We start from the raw sequence: 22,902 nt of genomic DNA on the forward strand, positions 1-22,902 counted from the left end.
CCCGCTCAGGCGCCCTTGGCGGCCCGGAAGCCCGCCTCGAGGTCCGCGAGGATGTCGTCGACGTGCTCCAGGCCCACCGAGAGCCGCACGAGACCGGGCGTGACCCCGCTCGCGCGCTGCTCGTCGACGCTCAGCTGGCTGTGCGTGGTCGAGGCCGGGTGGATGACGAGGCTGCGCACGTCGCCGATGTTCGCGACGTGGCTGTGGAGCTCGAGGCCCTCGACGAAACGCCGCCCGGCCTCGACGCCCCCCGCGATCTCGAACGCGAGGACGGAGCCGGACCCGCGCGGGGCGTACTTCTCCGCGAGTGCGTGGAACGGGCTGCTCGGCAGGCTGGCCCACGCCACGCGCTCGACGTCGTCGTGGCCCTCGAGCCAGTGGGCGACCGCGCGGGCGTTGTCGACGTGGCGCTCCATGCGCAGGCTCAGGGTCTCCAGACCCTGGCCGACGAGGAAGGCGTTGAACGGGCTGACGGCGGCGCCGACGTCCCGCAGCAGCTGCACGCGCGCCTTGAGGATGTACGACAGGTTCGCCCCGAGGGCACCGCCCTCGCCGAGGTCGCGGGCGTAGACGAGGCCGTTGTAGCTGGGGTCCGGCTGGTTGAAGCCGGGGAAGCGCTCGGGGTCGCGGCCGTAGTCGAAGCGGCCTGCGTCGACGACGACGCCCGCGATCGCGGTGCCGTGCCCGCCGAGGAACTTCGTCGCGGAGTGGACCACGACGTCCGCGCCCCACTCCAGGGGGCGGACGAGGTACGGCGTCGCGACGGTGTTGTCGACGACGAGGGGGACGCCTGCGTCGTGGGCGACCGCGGCGACGCCCTCGATGTCGAGGACGTCCTGGTACGGGTTGGAGATCGTCTCGGCGAAGAACGCCTTGGTGCGCGGCCGGACGGCGGCGCGCCAGGAGTCGAGGTCGTCGGGGTCCTCGACGAACGACACCTGCACGCCGAGCTTCGGCAGCGTGTAGTGGAAGAGGTTGTACGTGCCGCCGTACAGCCGGGGGCTGGAGACGACGTGGTCGCCCGCCTCGGCGACGTTGAGCAGGGCGATGGTCTCTGCGGCCTGCCCGCTGGCGAGCAGCAGCGCGGCGGCTCCACCCTCGAGGCTCGCGACGCGCTGCTCGACCGCGTCCTGGGTGGGGTTCATGATCCGCGTGTAGATGTTGCCGAGCTCCTTGAGCGCGAAGAGGTTCTCCGCGTGCTCGGTGCTGTCGAACACGTAGGACGTCGTCGCGTAGATCGGCAGAGCCCGCGCGCCGGTCGCCGCGTCGGGGCCGGGGCCCGCGTGGATCTGGCGGGTCTCGAAGGACCAGGAGCTGTGGTTCGACATGGTGACCTCCCGTGGACGGGGGCCCCTCGGGCCCGCGCTTGCCGCCACCGGTCGGGGACGGCCCGGTCCTCACCCGGGGCACCCCACCGCGGAGGAGGGTTGCCGGCCAGCGAGCCGGGGCTTGGCGCTGGCGCTCATGACCTGGGTGCAGGGTACGGCACCGGTCCCGGCGGGACCGGGTGACCCGCCCCGTCGTCCCGCATCCCGGACGCCGGTGGCGTCGCAGGGCCTGCCGACCTGCCGCGCGCAGTGCTCACAGCGTGAGCGCGGGGGTCACCACCCCGGCGAGGACGCGCGGGTCCTCGCTCGCCTGTCCCGGCCCGCCCTCGTCGTCACTGGCGAGGACGAGCTGCAGGTGGCCGGGCGGGACGACGTCGAGGGTGAAGCGACCCGACTCGTCGCACGCCGTGAGGTTGGTGCCCGCCGAGGTCCGGACCTCGAGCCGCCGCTTGCCGCCCGGCGCCACCCACCCGTCGACCCGGTGCCCGCCCGTGACCTCGCTGATGGCGAGCATGACGGTGAGCGCACGGCTCCCGAAGGTCACGGTGCGGACGTCGTCGCCGCGCGCAGCCGCGACCGCGAGCCCCTCCTGCTGCAGGCGCATGAGCTCCAGGTCGAGGTCGCCGGCGAGGGCGTCGGCCTGCAGCGCGAACCGCACCCTGTCGACGAGGCCGTCCGGTGGGGCGTCGAGGGCCTCCCACATGCGCCGCAGCTCTGCGTGCAGCTCGGCGGGGTCCCCGTCCCCGGCTCGCGCGGCGCTCGTCACGTCGTGGTCCACGACCCCTCCTCACCCAGCCGCTGGCGCAGCTTCTTCAGGCAGCGGCCCCGGGTGGGGCCGATGCTGCCGACCGGCATGTCGAGGTCCGCCGACAGCGCGGCGTAGTCGGGCCGGTCGGCGAACGCGATGACGCGGAGCAGGCGCTGGCACCGCTCGGGCATGCCGGCCACCGCCTGCCACAGGCGTCGGCGCCGGTCCGCGTCGACCACCTGTGCGGCGGGACCGGGCGCGGGGTCGGGCGTGGTGAGGAGCACGGGCTCCGCGTCGTCGACCGAGCCGCGCCTGGCCGCGGCCGCGCGGGCGGCGTCCCGTCGCACGGTGACGAGCAGCCACGCGAGGACCGCCTGCGGGTCGCGGAGCGAGGAGCGACGCCTGGCCAGCGCCACCCAGGCGTTCTGGACGACGTCCTCGGCGACGACCGCCTCGATCCGGTAGGCGCGCGCGGTGTGCCACAGGGTCGGTGTGAGCAGGGCGACGAGTTCGTCGCACGCCGTCGTGTCGCCGTGCGACCACCGTCGCATGAGGTCGGCGGCCTTGTCGGCGAGCACGTGACGCGGCCGGGGGGCCTCGTCGCCGTCCGCGGACCGCGAGCCGCCGCGCGCGCCGGGCACGCTCACCGCCCGGACCTCGAGGTCCGACTCGGCTGTGGGGGTGTCGGGCACCGGTCTGCCTCCTCCTGCGCTCGGGTGCCGCGGCCGCGCGGTCACCCGTCCCCCGACGCTAGTGGTCGGCCGTCGGCGCGGCCAGGGTCTGGCCGGCCGGTGCGCGGACGGTCCGCGCACGCAGGGAGGAGGGTGCGGCGGCTGCCCTGATACGCGCCCGCCCGGGCTCGGGCGCCCGGGGTCGGCGGCGCTCACGCCGCGCTGCCGTCGAGCCCGCAGCCCGCCTGCCGCGCCTCGCCCGCGCTCGGCACCGAGGCCCTCCCGGGCTCCACCCCGGGGGGCACCGCGGGGTCGGTCTCGTGATCCGTCACGGGGTGCGGCCCGAGGCCGTGGTCGAGGCACTGCAGGACCAGGGCGGCGAGGGACTGGCGCGGGTCGTCGCGCAGGGCCCGCTCCGCGAGCACGAGCGCGCGGGTGCCGTCGCCCGCGGTCCAGGCCAGCCACGCGTGACCGGCGAGGACGACCGCCCGTCCCAGCGGCGCCGACAGCGACGCCATGCGCCGCAGCACGACGCCCGCGGCGTCGAGCCCGGTGGTGCCGAGGTGGGCTGCCCGGTCGAGGACGTGGTGGGTGTCCCGGCCCGCGAGCAGGTCGCGGGCCCCGCCGGGGCCGGCCGGGGTGAGGGCGGTGAGGCAGGCGTCGCGCAGCCCGCGGTCCACACGCCACGCCCCGACGAGCCGTCCGGTCGACTCCGGTGGCGGGGGCGCGGGCAGGTGCCCCAGCCACTCCTCGAGGAGCTCGGCCCGCCCCACGGGATCCGGTCCGGCGCCTCCGGGACGTGAGCGCTGCGCCCGGACGGCGCGCCGGTGGGCGGCCGCGGCGGTCGCGAGGTCGACGGGCGACGCCGGATCCGGTTCCGGCTCGACCGCGGAGCGGTCCGCGGCGAAGGTGCGGCCCCCCACGACGAACGCGGCGGCCACCGGGTGGGACGCGAGTCCGTCGGTGTCCCGGCCGCCCGGTGGGCAGCATGCGGCGTCGTCGCACAGCAGGGACCGGTACCGCGTCGGCCCTACGTGGACGAGGTCGAGCAGGTCGGGGGCGCCGGCGACGGACCGGAGCCCGGAGCGGACCGTCTCGGCGAGCGCGTCGAGGGCACCGGCGTCACGGCGGGCGACCTCCTCGGCGTCGTCGTCCGCGTACACGGCGACGAGGACGGCGGTGCACCGGTTGCGGACGAGGACACCGGCCAGGTGGGGCCACCCCGGTGCGGGGGTGCCCGGAGGCCCCCCGACGGCGAGGTCGACCCGGGCGGCGAGGCGGACCTCGCGGCCGTGGAGCCCGACCGCGACGAGCGACCGCGTGGGCCGGTGCCCCAGGAGGTACGGGATCGCGGCCACCAGGCCGTCGGGGCGGGTGATGCGCACAGGACCGTCCGTCGGGTCCCCGTGGTCGCCGCCGGAGGTCCGTCCGGAGGTGTGCGGGTCGGTGCTGTCGTCGTCGGCCATGCCCCGACAGTGGCCTCGCCCCCGCACGCCGCGGCAGGCCCGCATCCGCCTGTGGACGACCTGCCGGGCCTGTGGACGGCCGACCTCAGCCGACGACGGTGCTCCGGACGACCCGCTCGCGCGTGCGCTCCCAGTCGAGGAACCGGTCGACCTCGGCGAGGACCGCGCCGGCCAGCCAGGCGGTGACGACGGCGTCGTCGGCCAGACCGAGCGGACCGAGCAGCACCTCCGGCAGGACGTCGACCGGCGAGAGGACGTACAGCAGTCCCAGTCCGACGCCGACGAGACGGGACCGGTCGACGTCCCCGTACCGCCCGCGGAGCAGGTCCGACACGAGGCGCGGCAGCGCCCGCAGCCGCTGCACGAGGCTGTACCGGCCCCCGCCCCGCAGTGCCTGCAGGAGGACTCCGAGCGCCGCCGCGCGACCCGTCCTGCCCGTCCGTGCTGCTGTCATCGCCTGCCTCCGTGGTCCGCCCCGGTCAGCCTGACCGGTCGTCGTCCTGACGTCACCTCAACGCACGAGCGCCCCGTCCTGTGCCCGGCTCGCTGGGCCCGGCTCGCTCGGCTCGGCTCGCTCGGCCCGGCCTGCTCAGCCCAGGACCGCGAGCTCCGGCTCGAGGTCGTCGAGCCCGAGGGGACCGAGGTCGAGCGCGGCGGCGTGCCAGGCCCGCAGGTCCAGCTGCCCGCCTCGGGCCGACGCGGCGGCCGCGGCGCGGGCACGCCCCGCCAGCCACGCGCGCTCCCCCAGCTTGTAGCTGATCGCCTGCCCCGGCATGCCGAGGTACCGCACGACCTCGGAGCGGCGGAACTCCGCCGGCAGACGGGTCCGCTCCGCCAGGAGCAGCCCCGCCACCTCGGGGGTGAGGACCTCCCCGGCCGCCACCACCGGCAGCCCCTGCTGGTCGTGCGGGACGTGCAGGCCCAGGTGCATCCCGATGTCGATGACCACCCGCACGGCCCGCAGCGCCTGGGCGTTGAGGTAGCCCATCCGCTCGCCGGCGTCGCGGAGGTGGCCGAGCTCGTCCATGAGGGTCTCCGCGTACAGCGCCCAGCCCTCCGTCGCCGCGGACACCGACCCGACGCTCAGCTGGAAGGACGACAGGTCGCGGGCGCGGCTCGTCCAGTGCGCGAGCTGGAGGTGGTGTCCGGGAACGCCCTCGTGGTACCAGGTCGACACGATGTCCCACAGGGGGAAGCGCTCCCGTCCCAGGGTGGGCAGCCAGGTGCGGCCGGGTCGGGCGAAGTCGAGGCTGGGGCGGGTGTAGTACGGGGCGGCGGCGGACCCCGGCGGGGCGATCCGCGCCTCGACGACGCGGACGGGACCCTCGATGTCGAAGACGGTGCCGTCGAGGTCCTCGATCGCGCCGTCCATGAGCGCCTGCAGGTGCAGGCGCACGGGCTCCACCCCGTCGACGGCGGGACCGTGGGCGTCGAGGTGGGCCATCGCCGCCGCGGGTGTGGCCCCGGGCAGCACCTCCTCGGCCACGGCGACCATGCGGGCGTGGACGGCGGCGAGCTCCCGCCAGCCCCACGCGTACACCTCCTCGAGGTCGAGGTCCGCGCCGGTCCAGCGGCGCGCGCCCAGCAGGTAGCGCTCCCGGCCCACGGGGTCCGGCGTCGCGGCGACGGCGGGCAGGTACGTCTCGGAGAGGTGGTCCCGCAGGGAACGGACGGCGGCCAGGGCGTCGGCACCGGCGCGCTCGGCGTCGCGGCGCAGGGCCGGGGACGGACCTCGCCCGGCGGCGTCGAGACCCGCGAGGAGGCCCTCGAGGTGGTCGGCGAACCAGCCGCGCCCGCCGGCCACCGCCGCCCAGCTGTCGAGCTGCGCGACGACGTCGCGGACCTGAGCCGGTCCCGCGCCCAGCCCGGCCGCGACCCCGGCCTCGAGGCTCCGCACGTAGCCGGCGAACGCGGTCGGCACCCGCGACGTGCGGTGGACGGCGGCGGCGACGGCCGCCTCGTCGTCGACCGGCATGGCGAGCAGGGCGGCGCGCACGCGCTGCACGGGGCTGAACAGGACGCCGACGTCGCGCAGGTGCTCCCCCGCGGCGTGCTCGGCGGCCGCGGTCTCGAGCCGGTCCCGCAGGAGCGCCGCGCACCGGCGCTCGGCGGCGTCGTCGGGCGCACCCGCGGCCTCCAGCGCGTCGAGCCGCGCGAGGGTGCTTCGTCGCAGGTCCTCGGCGGCGTCGGCACCCGCCGGCGACAGGTCGGGGAGACCGTCGGCGAGGGGGTCGCTGCCGAGCTGTGTGGCGAGGGCGGGGTCGAGGCGGGTGAGGGCGTCGACGAAGCGTTCCGCCAGGTCGCGCACGGCCCGGGACCCGTCGGGCGCCGTCGGCTCACCGCGGGCCGCGGTGGGCGCGGTGGCGGGCGGGGCGGTCGGTCCGGAGGAGGTCACGGGGGCTCATGCAAGCACGGCGCCTCCGTGGCGACACGCTCAGACGAACGTGTGCCGGGTGTGGTGCCAGCCCGCTCCCCCGCGCAGCCGCACCTGCCGGGCGGCGGCGTCGGCGGACGCGAGCAGCTCCTCCGCCACCTGGACCGGGTCCTCGCTCCCGGCGCAGGCCCGGGCCGCCGCACCGACGCTCGCGGTGACCCTCCCCCGGCCGGTGCCCGGGGCCTGGACGTCGACCGTGGCCGTGGCGCGCGCCGCGACCTTGGAGATCTCCAGCTCGTGGACGTCCTCGCAGACGGCGAGGAAGGCGTCCTGGCCGACGCGTGCGAGGGTGTCGCCGAGGCGCAGGGTGCGACGCAGACGGCCGGCGACCTCCACGACGACGGAGTCCCCGGCGGCGCGGCCGTGGGCGGCCACGAGGTCGTCGAGGCCGTCGAGGGCGAACCACAGCACCCCGACGGACCGTCCGGTGCGGGTGGATCGCTCGAGCGCGTTGACGAGCCGGTCCGCCGCGACCTCGGGCTGGCGCAGCCCCGTCAGCTCGTCCGTGCCGAGTGCGCGGGCGAGGGGCCGCCCGTCGGGTTCCGTCGCGGCGCCCGCCACGACGTGGAGCAGCAGGCACACGAGCTCGTGCTCGGCGCTGCGCACCGCGGACACCGCGAGCCGGACCGGGACGACGTCGCCGTCGCCCCCGAGGTACTCCGCCGCGCCGTGCCACGTGTCGCGCTCACCCGCCGCCACGCTCACGAGCCCGGCGCGCACGTCCTCCCGCGACGTCCCCGTCAGCAGCTCGTCGTGGCGTCGCCGCAGCAGGACGCCGCGGGCCTGGCCGAGGGCGCGGACGAGGGCGTCGTTGACCTGACGCCACGAGCCGTCGGGGGCGAGGACCGCGGTGCCGACCGGCGACTGCTCGACGCTGCGGCGGAACAGCTCCTCCGCGACGTCGAGGCGGCGCTCGGCGTCGACGAGGTCCTCGGCGGGGCGGGTCGCGGAGCGGAGCTCGACGACCCGACCGGTGGCCGGGTCGAGCCGGCCGGACAGGACCGTCTCGACGAGCCGGTGCTCGTCGTCCGCGCCGCGGAAGCGGTAGCGGACCGCGACGGCGTCGCCGGCGGCGGCGCTGCCGTGGGCGCCGTCGACCCGCGCGACGTCGTCCGGGTGCACGAGCGCGTGCAGCGGGCGGCCCAGCAGGTCCTCCGGCTCCCAGCCGAGGTCCTGCGCGGCGCGCTCGGAGACCCACGTGAAGGTGCCGTCGGCGCCGTGCAGGCCGATCGTCTCGTGGGCGGTGAGGCTGACGGTCGTGAGGTGGGCGCGCAGCTCCTCCGCCTCGGCCGACGCCACGACCGCGTCGTGCTCGTCGGCGAGGACGACGTGCGCCTCCGAGAGGTCGGCGTCCACCCAGCGCATCCCGAGGCGGGTCCAGCGGCGCTCGCCGCCGCGTCGGCGGACGCGGACCCGCAGCACGGCCCCCTCGCCGTGGGCGAGGGAGTCGAAGCGGGCCTTGACCGCGGGCCGGTCGGCCGGGCTGACGAACTCCACGACGGAGCAGCCGACGACGTCGTCGGCGGTGCGGCCGAGGACGTCCTCGCACGCGTCACCGGCCCCCAGCACCTTCCCCCAGCGGGAGACCCGGAGGACGACGTCCCGCTCGGGCGCGAGCAGGCGGCGCGTGCGCAGCGTCTCGACGGCGACGGTGAGGCGGGCGTCCACGTCCGTGGTGACGTCGCCGACGAGGGCCGCGACCTGGACCCGCCCGCCGGGTGCGTCGACGAGGGCGACGTCGAGCCGCAGCCAGCGCACGTCCCGGTCCGCGCCCCGCGGGGACTCGGCCGCGCGCGGACCGGGCACGACGGGATCCGCGGGGGGCGTGCCGTCGCCCGGGCGCGGCCGGACGCGCAGCCCCACGACCGCGCCGCGGCGGGGGGTGCCGTCGGCGAGGACCTGCATGACGGGGTGCTCGTGACCGGCCATGGGACGGCCGTCCTCGCGGAGCAGACCCCACGCGGGGTCGTGCCACGTCATGCCGATGACGTCGTCGACGGCGACGCCGAGCACCGCCGCGGCGCTGGCGTCGAGGTCGGTGACCCGACCGACGGCGTCGTGCAGGAGCAGTCCGAGCCCGAGCGCGTCGACGGTGGCGTCCGCGGCGGACCCGCCCGCCGCCGTGTCCCCCTCGCCCGGGGACCGCTGGGGCGCCGCCCCCGCGACGGCACCCGGCACGGCCGGCGGGACGTCGTGGGCGCGGTCGCGCCGGGGGCGCACGAGCGGGACGACGGTCGGTTCGCTCACCCGCACCACGTCGGTCGTGGCCGTCGCGGCCTTGAGGCTCCCGCCGGGCCACCGCCCGTCCGGGCGCAGGGCCGTCGCGGCTAGTCGGTGACGCGGCCGAGCAGCAGGAGGAGGGCCTCCGCGTACGCCTCCACCGCGGTCGCGGCGGCGACGTCGCGCTGCTCCGTCTCGCCCGGCAGCGACACCGTGACGACCCACCGCGTCGTGTCGCCGGACGCGTCGCCGGACGCGTCGCGGTCGAGGCGACGGAAGGTGCCGCCGAGCAGGCGGCGCAGCTGCTCCTCCAGGGGCAGCCACAGCGCCTGCTCGCTCCCGACGCTGTCGAGCGCCCACTCGACCGTCCCGTTGAAGCCGATGACGGCCCCGGAGGGGAAGTCGTGGACGTCCGCGACCATGTCGGAGACGACGAAGACGTCGTCGTCCATGCCGCGGTCGGGCAGCACGAAGCGGTCGCCCGCCGTCGGGCGCCAGCCGAGGCCCGCCTCGCGCAGCCGTCGCGCCGTGGCGACCGGCAGGAGCTCGGCGGAGTCGAGGGCGCGCAGGCTCACCGGAAGCCCTCCGGTCCCGCGGCGCCGCCGGCGCCGCCGCCGGGCTCGCGCTCCGCCAGGAACCGCTCGAGCTCCGCGCCGAGCTCGTCGGCGTCCGGCAGGTCGTTGCGGAGGTCGTCGGCCGCGCTCGCCGCGAGGGAGTCGTACTGCTCCTCGAGGGCCTGCACGACGGCGGCGACCTCCGCGCTCTTCGCCACCTCCGCGTCGATGTCGGCGCGGGTCGTCACCGCACGCGCCCGCAGCGCCGACACGTCGAGCGCGACTCCGGTCACCTGCTGCAGGTGCTCGAGCAGCACCGCCGAGGCCTCGGGGTAGTCGGCCTGCGCGACGTAGTGCGGGACGTTGACCGTGAAGGCCATCGCGTCGAGCCCCGACTGGCCGAGCCGGTACTCCAGCAGCCCCCCCACGTGCCCCGGCACCCGGACCTGCCCCACCCAGGCACGTCGCCCGCGGACGAGCTCCGCGCGGGTGCCGTGGGTGATGACCCCGGCGGGACGCGTGTGCGGCACCCCCATCGGGATGGCCGACAGACCGACGACGAGGCGCACGCCGAGGTCCCGGACGAGACCCACGACGGCGCCGGTGAACGCTTCCCAGCGGTAGTCCGGCTCGACGCCGTGCAGCAGCAGGAGGGACTGCCCGGGCTCGTCGGGGCGCTCGAGCAGCGACACGGTGATCCGCGGCGCCTCGTACGACGTCCAGCGGTCGGTGTCGAACCCCATGGCGGGCCGGCGGCTGCGGTGGTCGACGAGGACGTCGGCGTCGAGCTCGGCGACGTCGGTCCGCCGGTGGCCCTCGAGCAGCGCCTCGACCGCGGTGCTCGCGGCGCTGCCGGCGTCGACGAACCCGGCGAGGTGGTGGACGAGCACGAGCCCCTCCGGCACGTGGACGCCGTCGGGCTCCCCGACGCCGTCGGCGTAGGTGAGCAGGCCGTTCTCGTCGCGTGCCGGGTGCACCTGGGGCCTCCGTCTCCGGGTCGTGGGTATGTCCGCCCCTCGACAACGCTACGGCGCCGCGGGGGCATCCCGCGCGGTGGTCCCGTCGCCGACCTGCTCGCACGGACCGGCGCCGAGCCGGGCGAGCCCGGCGCGGTCCGCCGTCGACAGGTCGTAGACCGACTGGTAGGCGGGCGACATGAGCGAGAACGGGTCGGCGGAGTGCCCGAGCCCGACGAGGTGGGAGAGCTCGTGGACGAGGACGGCCTCGGCGCGGCGGCGCCCGAGCTCCTCCGGCAGGCTCGCGGCGAACCACGCGGCGTCGAGCGCGACGGTGCCGGACACCCAGCGCTCGTGGCCGCCGGAGCGCCACCCCTGGGGCCCGGCCATGCCGGCGGCGCCGGCCAGCGGCGGGTGCTCCGCCGCGTCGGTCCACGTCACGAGGACGGGCGACCAGCGGTCGCCGTAGCGGGCGCGGTCGACGACGGCGCGCTGGGCGGCGGGCGGCTCGTCGGTCTCACCGTCGACGACGAAGACGAGCCCGGTGGCCCGGCCGACCTCGTCGAGGGCGACCTCCAGCGCCCGCCGCCCGCCGGCCGGCTCCCGGTCGGGGCGCACGACGACGTGGACGGGACGGCACGGGTCCCACCGGACCGGTTCGCCGCCGGGGACGTCCCCCAGCGTCGCCATGAACGTGTACCCACCCGGGTCGACGACGTCCGGCGGCAGCCGCAGCGGAGCGGCGGCCGCGTCGGCGGGGACGCCGGGCTCCGCGAGCATGCCGACCCGGCCGCCGGCCAGCGTCGCCCCGAGGAGGACGGCGGCGACGACGGCCAGGGAGGCGACGACGACCGCAGCGCCCCTCACCCCTGGAGCATCGGGGACGACCTCACGCCGCCGCAGCGGGGGCGTGCCGGCTCACCCGCGTGGGCGAAGCACCCGCCGCACCACCGCGACGACGGCGAGCAGCACGCCCGTCACGACGCCGACGGCCGCCGCCGCGGTCGCGCCGGCCCCCGCGGCCACGGTCGGGCTGGGGGCCCAGCGCCCCTGCCGGCGTCGGGCGAGCAGCCGCCCGCCCACGACGACGTCGACGTCGGTGGCGAGCAGGTCGCGACGGACGCCGACGGGCGCCGCGTCGGTCACCCGGCGCAGGACGTCGTCGACGGCGGCGAGCACCTGGCGGGGGCCCGCCCCGGCGACGACCTCGCTGCGGGGCAGCGACCGCCGCAGCGCCCGCACGCCCGTCACCTCGACCCGGAGCGGGCCCCCGTCGCCCGTGAGGCGGACGGTGCCCTCGCTGCCGTCGGCCGCCGTGACGGCGACGGTGAGGTCGGCGCCGAGCGAGAGGCGGTCAGGCAGGGCTCGCCCCGCCGCCGTCGTTGTCCTGCGTCGTGATGCGCAGGGTGCCGTCGAGCTTCCACACGGCGCGGGGGGACTGCGGTCCCGTCTCGCGCGGCACCTCGACGGTCATGTCGACGAACGTGTAGTCGATCCTCGCGCCCTTGCCGGTGAGGAAGGACCACATCTCGCGGCCGAAGTCGGCGATGTTCGTGGTCTGTCCGTCGCGCACGTCGGTGTCGGTCACGGTGCCTCCTGATCGGGTCGGTGTGTGTCCGGTTCGTCCCCAGCCTCTCCCGTCCGCGGACCGCCCGCCCGTGGATCTTGGTGCGCGCACTAGGGTCGCGGGCGAGAGACCCCGTGCCGCCTGGAGGTTCCCCGTGCCCGAGCACCACGCCCCCGTCCGCAAGGTCGCCATGCTCACCGCCGGCGGGCTGGCGCCCTGCCTGTCCTCCGCCGTCGGCGGGCTCGTCGAGCGCTACACGGAGATCGCGCCCGAGGTGGAGATCATCGGCTACCTCGACGGGTACGCCGGCCTGCTCTCCGGTCGTTCCGTCCGCGTCACCGACGAGGTCCGCCGCGACGCGCACCTGCTCCACCGCTTCGGCGGCAGCCCCATCGGCAACAGCCGCGTGAAGCTGACGAACCTCGCCGACCTCGTGCAGCGCGGCCTCGTGGCCGAGGGCGAGGAGGCGCTCAAGGTCGCCGCCGACCAGCTCGTCGCCGACGGGGTCGACGTCCTCCACACCATCGGCGGCGACGACACGAACACGACGGCTGCGGACCTCGCCGCCTACCTCGCCGAGCACGACTACGACCTCACGGTCGTCGGCCTGCCGAAGACGATCGACAACGACGTCGTGCCCATCCGGCAGTCCCTCGGCGCGTGGACGGCGGCGGAGCAGGGGGCGGTGTTCGCCCGCAACGTCCTCGCCGAGCACTCCTCGAACCCGCGGATGCTCGTCGTGCACGAGGTCATGGGGCGCGGCTGCGGCTGGCTCACGGCCGCGACGGCCGCGGCGCACCGCGAGTGGCTCGCCACCCAGCGCTTCGTCCCGGGCTTCGGCAACGACCCCCGGCGCTGGGACGTCCACGGCGTCTACCTGCCCGAGCTGGAGTTCGACGTCGAGCAGGAGTCGGAGCGGCTGCGTGCCGTCATGGACGACATCGGCTGCGTCAACCTCTTCGTCTCGGAGGGCGCGGGCGTGCAGACGATCGTCGCCGAGCTCGAGCGCGCCGGGGAGGCGGTCGCCCGCGACCCCTTCGGCCACGTGAAGATCGACACCATCAACCCCGGGGCGTGGTTCGCCAAGCAGTTCGCCGCCCGGATCGGCGCGGAGAAGACGATGGTGCAGAAGTCCGGCTACTTCTCCCGCTCGGCGGCGCCGAACGCCGACGACCTGCGCCTCATCAAGTCGTGCACCGACCTCGCCGTGGAGTGCGCACTGCGTCGTGAGGGCGGGGTCGTCGGTCACGACGAGGAGCAGGGCGGGCGCCTGCGCGCCATCGAGTTCGAGCGGATCGCCGGCGGCAAGGCGTTCGACACCTCGACGGAGTGGTTCCGGCAGCTCCTGCGGGACATCGGGCAGGCCGCCTGAACAGGGCGGGACCCGCGCCGGCCCTGTCGCTGCCCCCGGGCCCCGTCGTCCGGGCCCTCGACCGGGTCGGGCGCCGGTTCGGCGCGGTCGGCGCCCCGGCCGACGTGGGCGCCCTCGCGCGGGCGCGCGAGCCCGGGCTGCGTCTCCGTCCCGTCGCCGCCGCGCTGCGCCTCGTCGGGGACGCCGTCTACGGGGCACCGCCCGCGGGGGTGCGGCGGCACTCGCTCCGCACCGCACCGGGGCCGGCCTCCCCCGACGGCGTGCGGCTCGTCGTCCACTCCCCCGCACCCGGCGCGGTCGAGGTGGGGACGGAGCTGCCGGTCGTCGTCCACCTCCACGGCGGTGGGTGGGCCCTGGGCGACGTCGAGCCGACGCCCTGGTGGGTCGCGGCGCTCACCCTGGCGGTGCCGGCGGTCGTCGTGTCCGTCGCCTACCGGCTCGCCCCCGAGCACCCCTTCCCCGCCGGGCTCGAGGACTGCGTCCACGCCGTCCGGTGGACGGCGGCCGAGCCCGGGCGGGTCGGTGCGGGGGCGAGGCTCCGCACCGGGAGCCTCTGCCTCGTCGGCGACAGCGCCGGCGGCAACCTCGCGGCGGCGACGGCCGCCCGCCTCCGCGACGAGCCCGCTCCCGGCGACCCCGTCCTCGCCGCCCAGGTCCTCGTGTACCCGGCCCTGGACGCCACGCTTACCTCGCCGTCCGTGGCACGGAACGCGACCGCCCCGTTCCTCACAGCGCAGGACCTCCGCCGCTTCGTCGGGCTCTACCTCGACGGCACCGGCACGGACCCGGCCGATCCCCGGGTCTCACCGCTGCGGGACCGCGACCTGCGCGGGCTGCCGCCGACGCACGTCCTCACCGCCGAGCACGACCCGCTGCGCGACGAGGGGCTCGCCTACGCGGCCCGCCTGCGAGCCGCAGGTGTGCCCGTGCGCGCCACCGACCACCCCGGCGCGGTCCACGGGTTCCTGTCGACGGCGGGGCTCGGGCGGCAGCGGGCCCGCCACGCGCTCGGCGAGGTCGCGGCGTTCCTGCGCGAGGCCCTCGCCGAGGGCTGAGGGGTCGCCTGTTACGTCTGCGTCAACTTCGCCCCGTGGTCCCGGTGACCCCTTGTCGCTCACCGACCGTCCGGTGAAGGATGACGCCACCCCAGCCGGTCCCCGCCGCCGCAGGCGTCGGCGGAGGACCACGACCCGAGGAGAACGCCCCGTATGTCATCCCGCAGATGGGTGCCGGGTGCCCTCGCGACGTCAGTCGCGTGCGCGCTCGCGCTGTCCCTCGTCCCTGCCGCCTCAGCCGCACCCGCGGCCGACCCCGACGCGGGCGCCGCGGTCCGCAGCCCCGACGACCGGGGTCCCTCCGGACCCGACCTCGCCGCCGTCCGGTCGCAGGGCCGCTCCGGCGGCACGGCGTCCATCGGGCAGGCCGCCCAGCGCGGTGCCGCCGACCTCCCCGCCCAACCGCGCAACGACGTCATCGTCGACGTGCCGGTCAACTCCGCCGACCTGGCCATCCCGCTCAACCTCACCCCGTACCACGAGTTCGCGCCCAAGCTGCGGGCCCTGCAGGCCAGCGACCGGGTGAGCGTCGAGGTGGTCGGGCAGAGCTCCCTCGGTCGCGACCTCCACCTCGTCGTCATCACCGAGGAGATGACCGACTCGGAGTGGGACGACTGGCAGGAGCTGTCCGACCTGCGCACCGAGGACCCCGACGCGGCGGCGGCGCTGCTCGCCGCCGGCGGCTACGACGAGTGGCGCACGCCGCTGTTCGTCAACAACAACATCCACGGCAACGAGTGGGAGGGCACGGACGCCTCCTTCCAGGTCATGGACGAGCTCGCGTTCGGGACGGACGCGTTCACCACGTCGCTCGTCGAGGACCACGTCATCGCGTTCCTCGTCTCGCTCAACCCCGACGGCCGCGTCGCCGCGACCCGCGCGAACGCCAACGGCTTCGACATGAACCGCGACTTCATCACCCAGTCGCAGCCGGAGGTCCGCGTCGCCCGGGACCAGATCATCCGCTACAACCCGCTGACGTTCCTCGACCAGCACGGCTACGTCAACCAGACCCTCATCGAGCCCACCACCGGCCCGCACGGGGAGAACTAGGAGTACGACCTCTACATCCGCCACGCCCTGCGCAACGCGCTGTCGATGGAGGCGAAGGTCCTCGAGGAGCTCGGCGACGAGTTCCGGCCGCGAGCCACCAACGGCACCACGGGGGCACCGTGGTCGCAGGTGCTCATCCCCTACCGCGACTTCTCCGACGGCTGGGACGACTGGCCGCCGATCTTCACGCCGATGTACGCGATGTACCACGGTGCGGTCGGTCACACGATCGAGTTCCCGTACAACCCGCGCAGCTCGGCGCTGTCCGTGGCCGAGCGCCACGAGCGCACCCGCCTCAACACCGCGATCGCCCGGGCGACGATCCTCGGCAACTTCGAGTACGCCAACGCGAACGACGAGGCCATCCTCGCCGACCAGATCGAGCTCTTCCGCCGCGGCGCAGCCGGCGAGGACTCCCGGCCGATCGACGACCCGCTCGCGATCGAGACGGCCGCCAAGGGCGTCTTCCCCGACGGCACCGCCTACGACCACAGCGAGACGTACGCGCAGGAGTACCCGCGCGCGTACGTGCTGCCGGCCGGCGAGGACCAGCGCAGCGAGACGGCCGCGTCGCGGCTCGTGGAGTTCCTCGTCGACAACGACGTCGAGGTGACGGTCGCCAAGGCGCCGGTCCGGATCGGCGGGGTCCGCTACGAGGCCGGGACGTACGTCGTCGACATGCACCAGGCCAAGCGCGGCCTGGCGAACACGATCCTCGACGAGGGCCGCGACGTCACCCTCGACTTCCCCACGATGTACGACATCTCCGGGTGGAGCCTCGGGGACCTGTGGGGCGCCACCGTCGAGGTCGTCGAGACGGGGGACCTGCAGGGGAACCAGCTCGTCGACGTCTCCTCGACCGTCCCGACCGGCAGCTTCCCCGCCGGTCGGCGGGCCGGGTACGCCTTCACCGTCGACTCCGTCGAGGGTGTCGCCGCGGTCAACGCGCTCGCCGGTGACGGGCTCGCGGTGGGCCGGCTCGACGACGGCACCTTCGTCGTCCGCGGCGACGCCGCGACGGTGCGGGAGGTGACACAGGGCGCCGGGCTCGACGTGCGTGCGGCCTCGGCGGCCGAGGTGGGTCTCGCGACCCCGGTCGACCGCCTCACCGTCGGTCTCAGCGGCCCGGCCGACGAGGCCTTCGCGCTGCGCGAGATGGGCTTCGACGTGGTGCCGGTGACGAGCGCGCTCGTCGACAGCGGGGCGGTCGACCTCGCCGACCTCGACGCGCTCTACGTCGGGTCCAGCGGCGGCAACCCCGCGACCACGCTCAATCCGGCGACGCTGACCCCGGCCGGACGCGCCGCGCTCACCGCGTGGCTCGCGGACGGTGGCACGGTCGTGGGCCGCGGCTCCGGCGGTGCGGCGTTCAACGCCGCCGCAGGTCTGCTCGACGTCACCGTCACCGCGGCCCGGGGTGACGCCAACGGCACCGTCGCGGTCGTCAACACGCCGGACAGCCCGGTGACCGGTGACGCCATCGACGTCTCGTTCGTCAGCTCCCCGCGCGTCTTCAGCAGCGTGGGCGCCGGGGTGCGTGTCGACCAGGAGCTCGCCGAGGGCGAGTTCCTCCTCTCCGGGCACTGGATCGGGTCGTCGGCCTTCGCCGGGCAGCCCGTCGTCGTGAGCGGCACAGCCGCGGGCGCCGACGTCACCCTGTTCGGCACCGAGCCGCTCTACCGCGACCACCCGAAGGGCATGTTCACGCAGGTCGCCGAGGCGCTCTGGCGCTGACCCGCCTGCCGCGACGCGCCGCCGTGCCGCGGACCCGGCACGGCGGCGCGTCCGCGTGGGCCCCGCGGCCTCAGCCCCCGGCGACCGACTGCACGACCTCCACGGTCGTGCCCGCGGGCACCGCGGTGGCCTGCCCGTCGAGGCGGCGCACCTCCTCGCCCGAGACGTAGACGTTGACGAAGCGCCGCAGCTCGCCGCGCTCGTCGCGGACGCGACGGGCCAGGGCCGGGTGCTGCTGCGCCAGCACGTCGAGGACCTCGCGCACGCTGACCGGCCCCGCCGCCGTCACGACGAGGTCGGTCTCCCGCGCCCCGCCGAGGTCCGCCGCGAGGGCCCTCGGCACCCGCACGCGCACCGTCGTCGCAGCCGGTGGGCCCGCGCCGGTCACGGCAGTCGGGCGGCGCGCACGCACAGGACGTCCGGCAGGCCGTCCGCGACACGCACGAAGCCGTCACCGCCGTCGCGCGACGCCCACACCTCACCCGAGCGGCTGCCGAGGTAGACCCCCGTCGGGTCGTCGTCGTCGACGCACGCGGCGTCGCGCAGCACGGCGTTCCAGTGCCCGTCCGGCAGCCCGTCACCGCAGGTTGTCCACGTGCGCCCGGCGTCGTCGGAACGGTGGACGGCGAGTCGACCGCCGGGTGGCACCCGCTCGGCGTCGGCGACGAGCGGGACGACCCACACGCGGCCGCCGGTGCGGGGGTCCGCGAGGACGGCGAACCCGAAGTCGCTCGGGAGCCCCTCGGCGATCGAGTGCCACGTGTCGCCGGCGTCGTCGCTGCGGTACACGCCGTGGTGGTTCTGGGCGTAGAGGCGCCGCGGGTCCTCGGCGTCGCGCGCGACCTTGTGCACGCACTGGCCGAACTCCGGCTCCGGTCCCGGCATGAAGTACGCGGAGATCCCCGTGTTGCGTGGCGCCCACGTCGCGCCGCCGTCGTCGCTGCGGTACACCCCGCCGGTGCTCATCGCGACGTGGACGGTGTCGTCGACAGGGCTCGGCAGCACCGTGTGCGCGGCGGCCCCGCCGTAGCCCGCGCCCCACTCCGAGCGGTGCGGGTGGTCCCACAGGCCGCGGACGAGGTCGAAGTGCTCGCCGCCGTCGGTGGACCGCCACACCGAGATGGGCTCGCACCCGGCCCACACGACTCCGGGGCGCTCTGCCGCGTCGGGACGGATCTGCCACACGCGCTCGAGCGCGGCGTCGGTGTCGTCGGGGAAGCGGATGGCCCCGTGGTCGGGCTCCTGCCACGTCGCGCCGAGGTCGTCGCTGCGGACGACGGTGGGGCCCCAGTGCTCGGAGCGGGTGCCGACGAGGAGGCGGGTGCGACCACCACGGGTGTCGAGGGCGACCGCGGGCACCTCGTGCATGAGCAGGTGCGGTTCGGAGAGCTGCCACGTGCGCCGGTCGTCGGTGGTGGCGAGCCACAGGCCCTTGCGTGTGCCGATCGCGAGAAGGGTCGTCATGACCGGTGGACCGTCACGGCGGCCCGGACTCATCGGTGGTCGCGCGACCCCTACCGGCGAACGGGCGGATGAGCCAGGCTCCCCCGGACGGCCGGGGCGCTCTTGCTCCTGTCCGCTCCGTCCGGAAAGGGTCGACCGTGCTCATCATCGGCGTTCTGCTCTGGGGAATGGTCACCGGCTGGATCGCGTGGGTGCTCCTGGGGCGCGGCACGGTGGCGTGGCCGCAGGCGTTCGTCGCCGGCGTCCTCGGCTCGTTCGTCGGGGGCCTCGGCGCCAGCCTGCTCGCGGGCGACGGGCTGGCCCTGCGTCCCAGCGGCATCATCGGCACCGTCGTGGGCGCGGTCGTCGTCCTCGTCGTCTGGGGCTGGTGGTCACGACGGCGACAGCCCGCCGCCTGACTCGTGTCCTGACACCGCCCGCACGGCGGCCGCCGCTGCCGCGGTGAGCGGCACGAACAGCAACGCGCCGGCGATGCCCCACAGCAGGCCGCCGGCGGTGACGGCGGCGAGGACGACGGCGGGGTGCAGCCGCAGCCGGCGACCCAGCACCCACGGCTCGACGACGTCGTTGCCGACCTGCTGGACGACGACGACGAGGAGCAGGGTGAGGGCCGCCGTCGTGAGGCCCCCGTCGACGAGCGCGACCGCGACGGCGACGGCACCCGCGACGAGCGCCCCGATGGTGGGGACGTAGGAGAGCACGAACTGGAGGACGGCGAGCGTCAGCACGAGGGGCACGCCGAGGAGCAGGAGGCCGAGCCCGATGCCGACGGCGTCGAAGAGCGCGACGACCGTGAGACCCCGGACGTACGAGCCGACCGTGCCCCACGCGGCGTCGCCGGCCTCACGGACCCTCTCCCGGGTCCCGGGACGGACCCGGTCGAGGGCCCAGCGCCACATGCGCGGGCCGTCCTTGAGGAAGAGGAACGCGAAGGCGAGGGTGAGGAACACCGCGACGAGGACCTCGAAGGCACCGGCGACGGCCGACAGCGCGTCGGTCGGGCTGGGGCCGTCCTCGCCGCCGCCGGCGCCCTCGCTCCCGCCGGCGCCCTCGCTCCCGCCGGCGCCCTCGCTCCCGCCGGCGCCCTCGCTCCCGCCGCCGGCTCCCCCTGTCGCCGCCCCCGGGGTCAGCTCGTTCGGGATGCCCTGCTGCAGCGGCGCCGGCAGCCGCTCGACCGCCTGGCCGAGGCTGTCCCGCAGCTCGGGCACCTGGTCGGCCACCCGCTCCCCCACGAGCCAGCCCAGTCCACCGCCCACGGCCAGGAGCACGAGGACGCCCGTGAGCGCGCTCACCCACCGGGGGACGCGTCGCTCGGCCGCCCTGTCGACCGCCGGCGCGAGGACACCCGCCACGAGCGCCCCGACCGCGAGCGAGACGACGAGGAGGGTGAGCGCGGAGACGAGCTGGCCGAGCAGCCACGCCGCGGCGCCGACGACCGCCGACAGCCCGGCGACGGTGGCGGCGCGCACGAGCCACGCCGGTGCCGGCAGGACGGGACGGCGAGGGGTGGGGTCCGCGTTGCTCACGTGTCGTACCTACCCCGTGTCACCAGCACCCACCACCCAGCGCGCAGGCGGGCGGATCCGTTCGCCGGCGCGTGCGCGGCGTTGCCCGGGGGACGGGCACCGGCCTAGCGTGGAGGCAGCAGAGCGAGGAGGCTCCCATGGCCGTCACAGTCGCCGGCGTCGGTCCGGTCGCGTCGCCGGGCCCCGCGCAGCACGCGGACCCGACGCCCTCGCCCCGGGTTCTCGTCGCCGCGCTGGGCGACACGGCCCACGGCGACGAGGGCTTCGGCGCCCACGTGCTGCGCGCCCTGCCGGCCGGGGACCTGGCCCCCCGCACCCACGTCGAGTACTACGGGACGGACTCCGAGCGGCTGCTCGCCGACCTGCGGGACGGCTGGGACGCGCTCGTGCTCCTCGACGCGCTGCCGGAGCGGGGCTGCCCCGGCGCCCTGCGCGTCGTCGACCTCGACGCCCGCCGGACCGTGACGGTCCGGCACGACCTCGACGCCGAGACCCGGGACCCGGGACCCCTCGTGAGCGCGGTGAAGCGTCTCGTCCCGCGCACGGTGCTCGTCGGCTGCGAGGTCGTCGACGCCGACGAGCGCCTTGGTCTCACCGGGGACGTCGAGGCGTGCGTGAGGCCCGCGGCACGCTTCGTCCTGTCGGTCCTCGAACGCCTCACCGGTCGCCGCTCCCCCGCGCTGCCCGACGAGATGCGCCCGGAGCACGTCCTGCGGCAGGGGTCCCGCACCGGCTGAGCGTCCGGCGGGGTCCGGGGCCAGGATGGGGCGATGCGAGTTCTCGTCGCCGGTGCCCACGGAAAGATCGCCCGTCTGCTCACCCGCCACCTGAGCGCCGACGGCCACGAGGTCGTCGGGCTCGTCCGCGACCCGGGGCAGGTCCCCGACCTGGAGTCCGACGGGGCCCGCGGTGTCGTCGTCGACCTCGAGCGCGCGGGCGCCGACGACGTCGCCGCCGTCGCGCAGGGCTGCGACGCCGTCGTCTTCGCCGCCGGCGCCGGACCCGGCAGCGGCGCCGCCCGCAAGGACACCGTCGACCGCGGCGCGGCCGTCCTCCTCGCCGACGGCGCCGAGGCGGCCGGGGTGCGCCCGTACGTGCTCGTGTCGAGCACCGGCGTCGGCGCGATGCAGGACGGTGCCCTTCCCGACGACGTCGGGGACGTGTTCCTCGCCTACCTGCAGGCGAAGGCGGCCGCCGAGGACGACGTCCTCGCCCGTCCCGGCCTCGCCGCGGTCGCCGTACGGCCCGGGTCGTTGACCGACGAGGCGGCGACGGGCCGGCTCCACCTCACGACCGGCGACGTCGACGGCTCGGTCCCGCGGGCCGACGTCGCCGCGCTGTGCGCGGCGCTTCTCGGCCGGCTCGTCGACGGGGAGGTGGTGGCCCCGGCCGTCGTCGGGGTCGTCGCCGGCGACGACGACCTCGGCACGGCGCTCGAGGGGATCCTCAGCCGCACGTGACGTCGACGGTGACCGACGTCGGTCCCCCACCGCGGAACAGCGCCGACATCCCGCGGTCCTCGAGCTCCAGCGGCCCCCGGAGCCGGTAGCCCTCCTGACCGTCCTGCCGGACGACGAGCTCCGCCTGCTGCCGACCGACCGTCGCGCGTGACTCCGACACCAGCTCCAGGTCGAGCCGGACGCCGTCGCCGCTGCCCTAGGGGACGTTCCGCGTGCTCCCCGGCACGACGGCGATCCCGGACGGCGCGCGTCCCCTCGGTACCCCCACCGACACCCCCCCTCCCCGGGCGCACCGTAGCCTTGCGTGGTGCCGGAGGGCGACAGCGTGTGGCGGGTCGCGCGTCGGCTGGACGCCCGGCTGAGCGGACTGACGCTGTCGGCCTCGGACTTCCGGGTGCCGCAGCACGCGACGGCCGACCTGTCGGGACGCCGCGTGCTCGACACGGTTTCCCGCGGCAAGCACCTGCTGACGCGCGTGGCGGGGGACGTCACCCTCCACACGCACCTGCGGATGGACGGTGAGTGGACCGTCCTCAGGCCGGGGAAGCACCTGCCGGCACGGCTCCGGCCCGACGTCCGCGTCCGCCTCGACACGAGCGACGGCCAGACCGCGTACGCCCTCCGCATGCCGGTGGTGGAGCTCGTGCGGACGAGCCGGGAGCACGAGGTGGTCGGCCACCTCGGCCCCGACCTGCTCGGAGAGGACTGGGACGCCGCGGAGGCCGTCCGGCGGCTGTCCGCCGACCCGGACCGCCCGCTCGCGGCGGCGCTGCTCGACCAGCGCAACCTCGCCGGGATCGGGAACCTCTGGGCCAACGAGCTGTGCTTCCTCCGCGGTCGCTCGCCGTGGACCCCCGTCCGTGACGTCGACCTGCCACCGCTCGTCGACCTCGCCCACCGCCTGCTGCGGTTCTCCGTGTCCGGCGCGCTGACCGGCCGGCGGACGGCCCAGGTCACGACCGGCGACCCGAGGCCCGGCCGCGACCACTGGGTCGCGGGTCGCGCGGGGCGACCCTGCCTGCGGTGCGGGACCGTCGTCCGTGTCGTCGCGGAGGTCCCGGGCGACGCCGAGCGTCGGCGCACGTGGTGGTGCCCCCGGTGCCAGCCGGGGCCTTCGCCCGGAAACGTCCCCTGACAAGGATCTGTGACGGATGCGTGCACGGGCCGTGACCTGCGGAGACGCCGTTACGCCGCGTGGGTGAGTCGTGCCCGGAGGTGCAACACGAACTGTGTGTGATCGATGAACTACTTGTCGTGGCGGCAGGGTGCCGCTCGTCGAGAGGAGACACGGATG

Annotated in this window: 24 protein-coding genes and 1 riboswitch; of the genes, 8 read left to right on the top strand and 16 right to left on the bottom strand. The window is 76.2% G+C overall.

What is annotated here, in order from left to right:
- Positions 1-5 precede the first annotated feature (5 nt).
- From WAB14_RS07805 to WAB14_RS07860, 12 genes are all read right to left on the bottom strand, one after another.
- Positions 6-1,328, bottom strand: coding sequence for a bifunctional o-acetylhomoserine/o-acetylserine sulfhydrylase (locus WAB14_RS07805; RefSeq protein WP_340268995.1), 1,323 nt, complete (start codon positions 1,326-1,328; stop codon positions 6-8).
- Between the two features lie 29 nt (positions 1,329-1,357).
- Positions 1,358-1,470: riboswitch (SAM riboswitch) on the bottom strand.
- A gap of 111 nt (positions 1,471-1,581) precedes the next feature.
- On the bottom strand, positions 1,582-2,106 hold the full coding sequence (locus tag WAB14_RS07810) for a hypothetical protein (RefSeq protein ID WP_340268996.1): 525 nt from the start codon (positions 2,104-2,106) through the stop codon (positions 1,582-1,584).
- The gene (locus tag WAB14_RS07815) at positions 2,091-2,768 is read right to left on the bottom strand and encodes an RNA polymerase sigma factor (protein ID WP_340268997.1); all 678 of its coding nucleotides are present in this window, start codon (positions 2,766-2,768) and stop codon (positions 2,091-2,093) included. The genes WAB14_RS07810 and WAB14_RS07815 overlap by 16 nt, the downstream gene beginning before the upstream one ends.
- Positions 2,769-2,959: 191 nt before the next feature.
- On the bottom strand, positions 2,960-4,213 hold the full coding sequence (locus tag WAB14_RS07820) for a DUF4192 domain-containing protein (protein WP_340268998.1): 1,254 nt from the start codon (positions 4,211-4,213) through the stop codon (positions 2,960-2,962).
- 85 nt (positions 4,214-4,298) lie between these two features.
- On the bottom strand, positions 4,299-4,667 hold the full coding sequence (locus tag WAB14_RS07825) for a YkvA family protein (protein ID WP_340268999.1): 369 nt from the start codon (positions 4,665-4,667) through the stop codon (positions 4,299-4,301).
- Positions 4,668-4,802: 135 nt separating this feature from the next.
- Positions 4,803-6,608, bottom strand: a complete 1,806-nt coding sequence (locus tag WAB14_RS07830; protein WP_340269000.1) for a DUF885 domain-containing protein — start codon at positions 6,606-6,608, stop codon at positions 4,803-4,805.
- A gap of 39 nt (positions 6,609-6,647) precedes the next feature.
- Complete coding sequence (locus tag WAB14_RS07835) at positions 6,648-8,894, bottom strand: PAS domain S-box protein (protein ID WP_340269001.1); 2,247 nt, start codon at positions 8,892-8,894, stop codon at positions 6,648-6,650.
- Positions 8,895-8,974: 80 nt separating this feature from the next.
- Entirely contained in the window at positions 8,975-9,442 is a 468-nt protein-coding gene (locus WAB14_RS07840) for a pilus assembly protein CpaE (protein ID WP_340269002.1), read from the bottom strand.
- A complete protein-coding gene (locus WAB14_RS07845) occupies positions 9,439-10,398 on the bottom strand; it encodes a proteasome assembly chaperone family protein (protein WP_340269003.1) in 960 nt (319 codons plus the stop codon). Before WAB14_RS07845 ends, WAB14_RS07840 begins: the two co-directional genes overlap by 4 nt.
- 48 nt (positions 10,399-10,446) lie before the next feature.
- Entirely contained in the window at positions 10,447-11,244 is a 798-nt protein-coding gene (locus tag WAB14_RS07850; protein ID WP_340269004.1) for a matrixin family metalloprotease, read from the bottom strand.
- A gap of 51 nt (positions 11,245-11,295) precedes the next feature.
- Positions 11,296-11,619, bottom strand: a complete 324-nt coding sequence (locus WAB14_RS07855) for a hypothetical protein (RefSeq protein ID WP_340269005.1) — start codon at positions 11,617-11,619, stop codon at positions 11,296-11,298.
- A gap of 112 nt (positions 11,620-11,731) precedes the next feature.
- Positions 11,732-11,965 carry a hypothetical protein gene (locus tag WAB14_RS07860; protein ID WP_340269177.1) on the bottom strand — a complete coding sequence of 78 codons (234 nt, stop codon included), beginning with the start codon at positions 11,963-11,965 and terminating at the stop codon, positions 11,732-11,734.
- Between the two features lie 133 nt (positions 11,966-12,098).
- Between WAB14_RS07860 and WAB14_RS07865 the strand changes: the two genes are divergently transcribed.
- The 4 genes from WAB14_RS07865 (at position 12,099) to WAB14_RS07880 (ending at position 17,158) form a co-directional block, all read left to right on the top strand.
- A complete protein-coding gene (locus WAB14_RS07865) occupies positions 12,099-13,316 on the top strand; it encodes a pyrophosphate--fructose-6-phosphate 1-phosphotransferase (RefSeq protein WP_340269006.1) in 1,218 nt (405 codons plus the stop codon).
- 104 nt (positions 13,317-13,420) lie between these two features.
- Positions 13,421-14,371, top strand: a complete 951-nt coding sequence (locus WAB14_RS07870; protein ID WP_340269007.1) for an alpha/beta hydrolase — start codon at positions 13,421-13,423, stop codon at positions 14,369-14,371.
- Positions 14,372-14,542: 171 nt separating this feature from the next.
- On the top strand, positions 14,543-15,424 hold the full coding sequence (locus tag WAB14_RS07875; protein WP_340269008.1) for a M14 family zinc carboxypeptidase: 882 nt from the start codon (positions 14,543-14,545) through the stop codon (positions 15,422-15,424).
- Between the two features lie 45 nt (positions 15,425-15,469).
- Positions 15,470-17,158 carry a hypothetical protein gene (locus WAB14_RS07880; protein ID WP_340269009.1) on the top strand — a complete coding sequence of 563 codons (1,689 nt, stop codon included), beginning with the start codon at positions 15,470-15,472 and terminating at the stop codon, positions 17,156-17,158.
- Between the two features lie 70 nt (positions 17,159-17,228).
- Here the strand turns inward: WAB14_RS07880 and WAB14_RS07885 are convergent, their stop codons facing one another.
- Positions 17,229-17,507, bottom strand: a complete 279-nt coding sequence (locus tag WAB14_RS07885) for a MoaD/ThiS family protein (protein ID WP_340269010.1) — start codon at positions 17,505-17,507, stop codon at positions 17,229-17,231.
- Between the two features lie 35 nt (positions 17,508-17,542).
- Positions 17,543-18,622, bottom strand: a complete 1,080-nt coding sequence (locus tag WAB14_RS07890; protein WP_340269011.1) for a WD40/YVTN/BNR-like repeat-containing protein — start codon at positions 18,620-18,622, stop codon at positions 17,543-17,545.
- 137 nt (positions 18,623-18,759) lie between these two features.
- Between WAB14_RS07890 and WAB14_RS07895 the strand changes: the two genes are divergently transcribed.
- Positions 18,760-19,020: a GlsB/YeaQ/YmgE family stress response membrane protein gene (locus WAB14_RS07895; RefSeq protein WP_340269012.1), complete on the top strand. Its 261-nt coding sequence runs from the start codon at positions 18,760-18,762 to the stop codon at positions 19,018-19,020.
- Here WAB14_RS07895 and WAB14_RS07900 read toward each other — a convergent pair.
- Entirely contained in the window at positions 18,994-20,148 is a 1,155-nt protein-coding gene (locus WAB14_RS07900; RefSeq protein ID WP_340269013.1) for an AI-2E family transporter, read from the bottom strand. The genes WAB14_RS07895 and WAB14_RS07900 overlap by 27 nt on opposite strands.
- Before the next feature lie 137 nt (positions 20,149-20,285).
- On the opposite strand from WAB14_RS07900, the gene WAB14_RS07905 reads away from it, so the two are divergent.
- Positions 20,286-20,885, top strand: coding sequence for a hydrogenase maturation protease (locus WAB14_RS07905; RefSeq protein ID WP_340269014.1), 600 nt, complete (start codon positions 20,286-20,288; stop codon positions 20,883-20,885).
- Positions 20,886-20,918: 33 nt separating this feature from the next.
- A complete protein-coding gene (locus WAB14_RS07910) occupies positions 20,919-21,608 on the top strand; it encodes an NAD(P)H-binding protein (protein WP_340269015.1) in 690 nt (229 codons plus the stop codon).
- Here WAB14_RS07910 and WAB14_RS07915 read toward each other — a convergent pair.
- Positions 21,595-21,768, bottom strand: a complete 174-nt coding sequence (locus tag WAB14_RS07915; RefSeq protein WP_340269016.1) for a hypothetical protein — start codon at positions 21,766-21,768, stop codon at positions 21,595-21,597. The two genes, WAB14_RS07910 and WAB14_RS07915, sit on opposite strands and share 14 nt — an antisense overlap.
- A 147-nt stretch (positions 21,769-21,915) precedes the next feature.
- Here WAB14_RS07915 and WAB14_RS07920 point away from each other — a divergent pair, with 147 nt between their 5' ends.
- Positions 21,916-22,743, top strand: coding sequence for a DNA-formamidopyrimidine glycosylase family protein (locus WAB14_RS07920; protein WP_340269017.1), 828 nt, complete (start codon positions 21,916-21,918; stop codon positions 22,741-22,743).
- Positions 22,744-22,902 lie beyond the last annotated feature (159 nt).

It is taken from the genome of Aquipuribacter nitratireducens (assembly GCF_037860835.1).
Lineage (GTDB): Bacteria > Actinomycetota > Actinomycetes > Actinomycetales > JBBAYJ01 > Aquipuribacter > Aquipuribacter nitratireducens.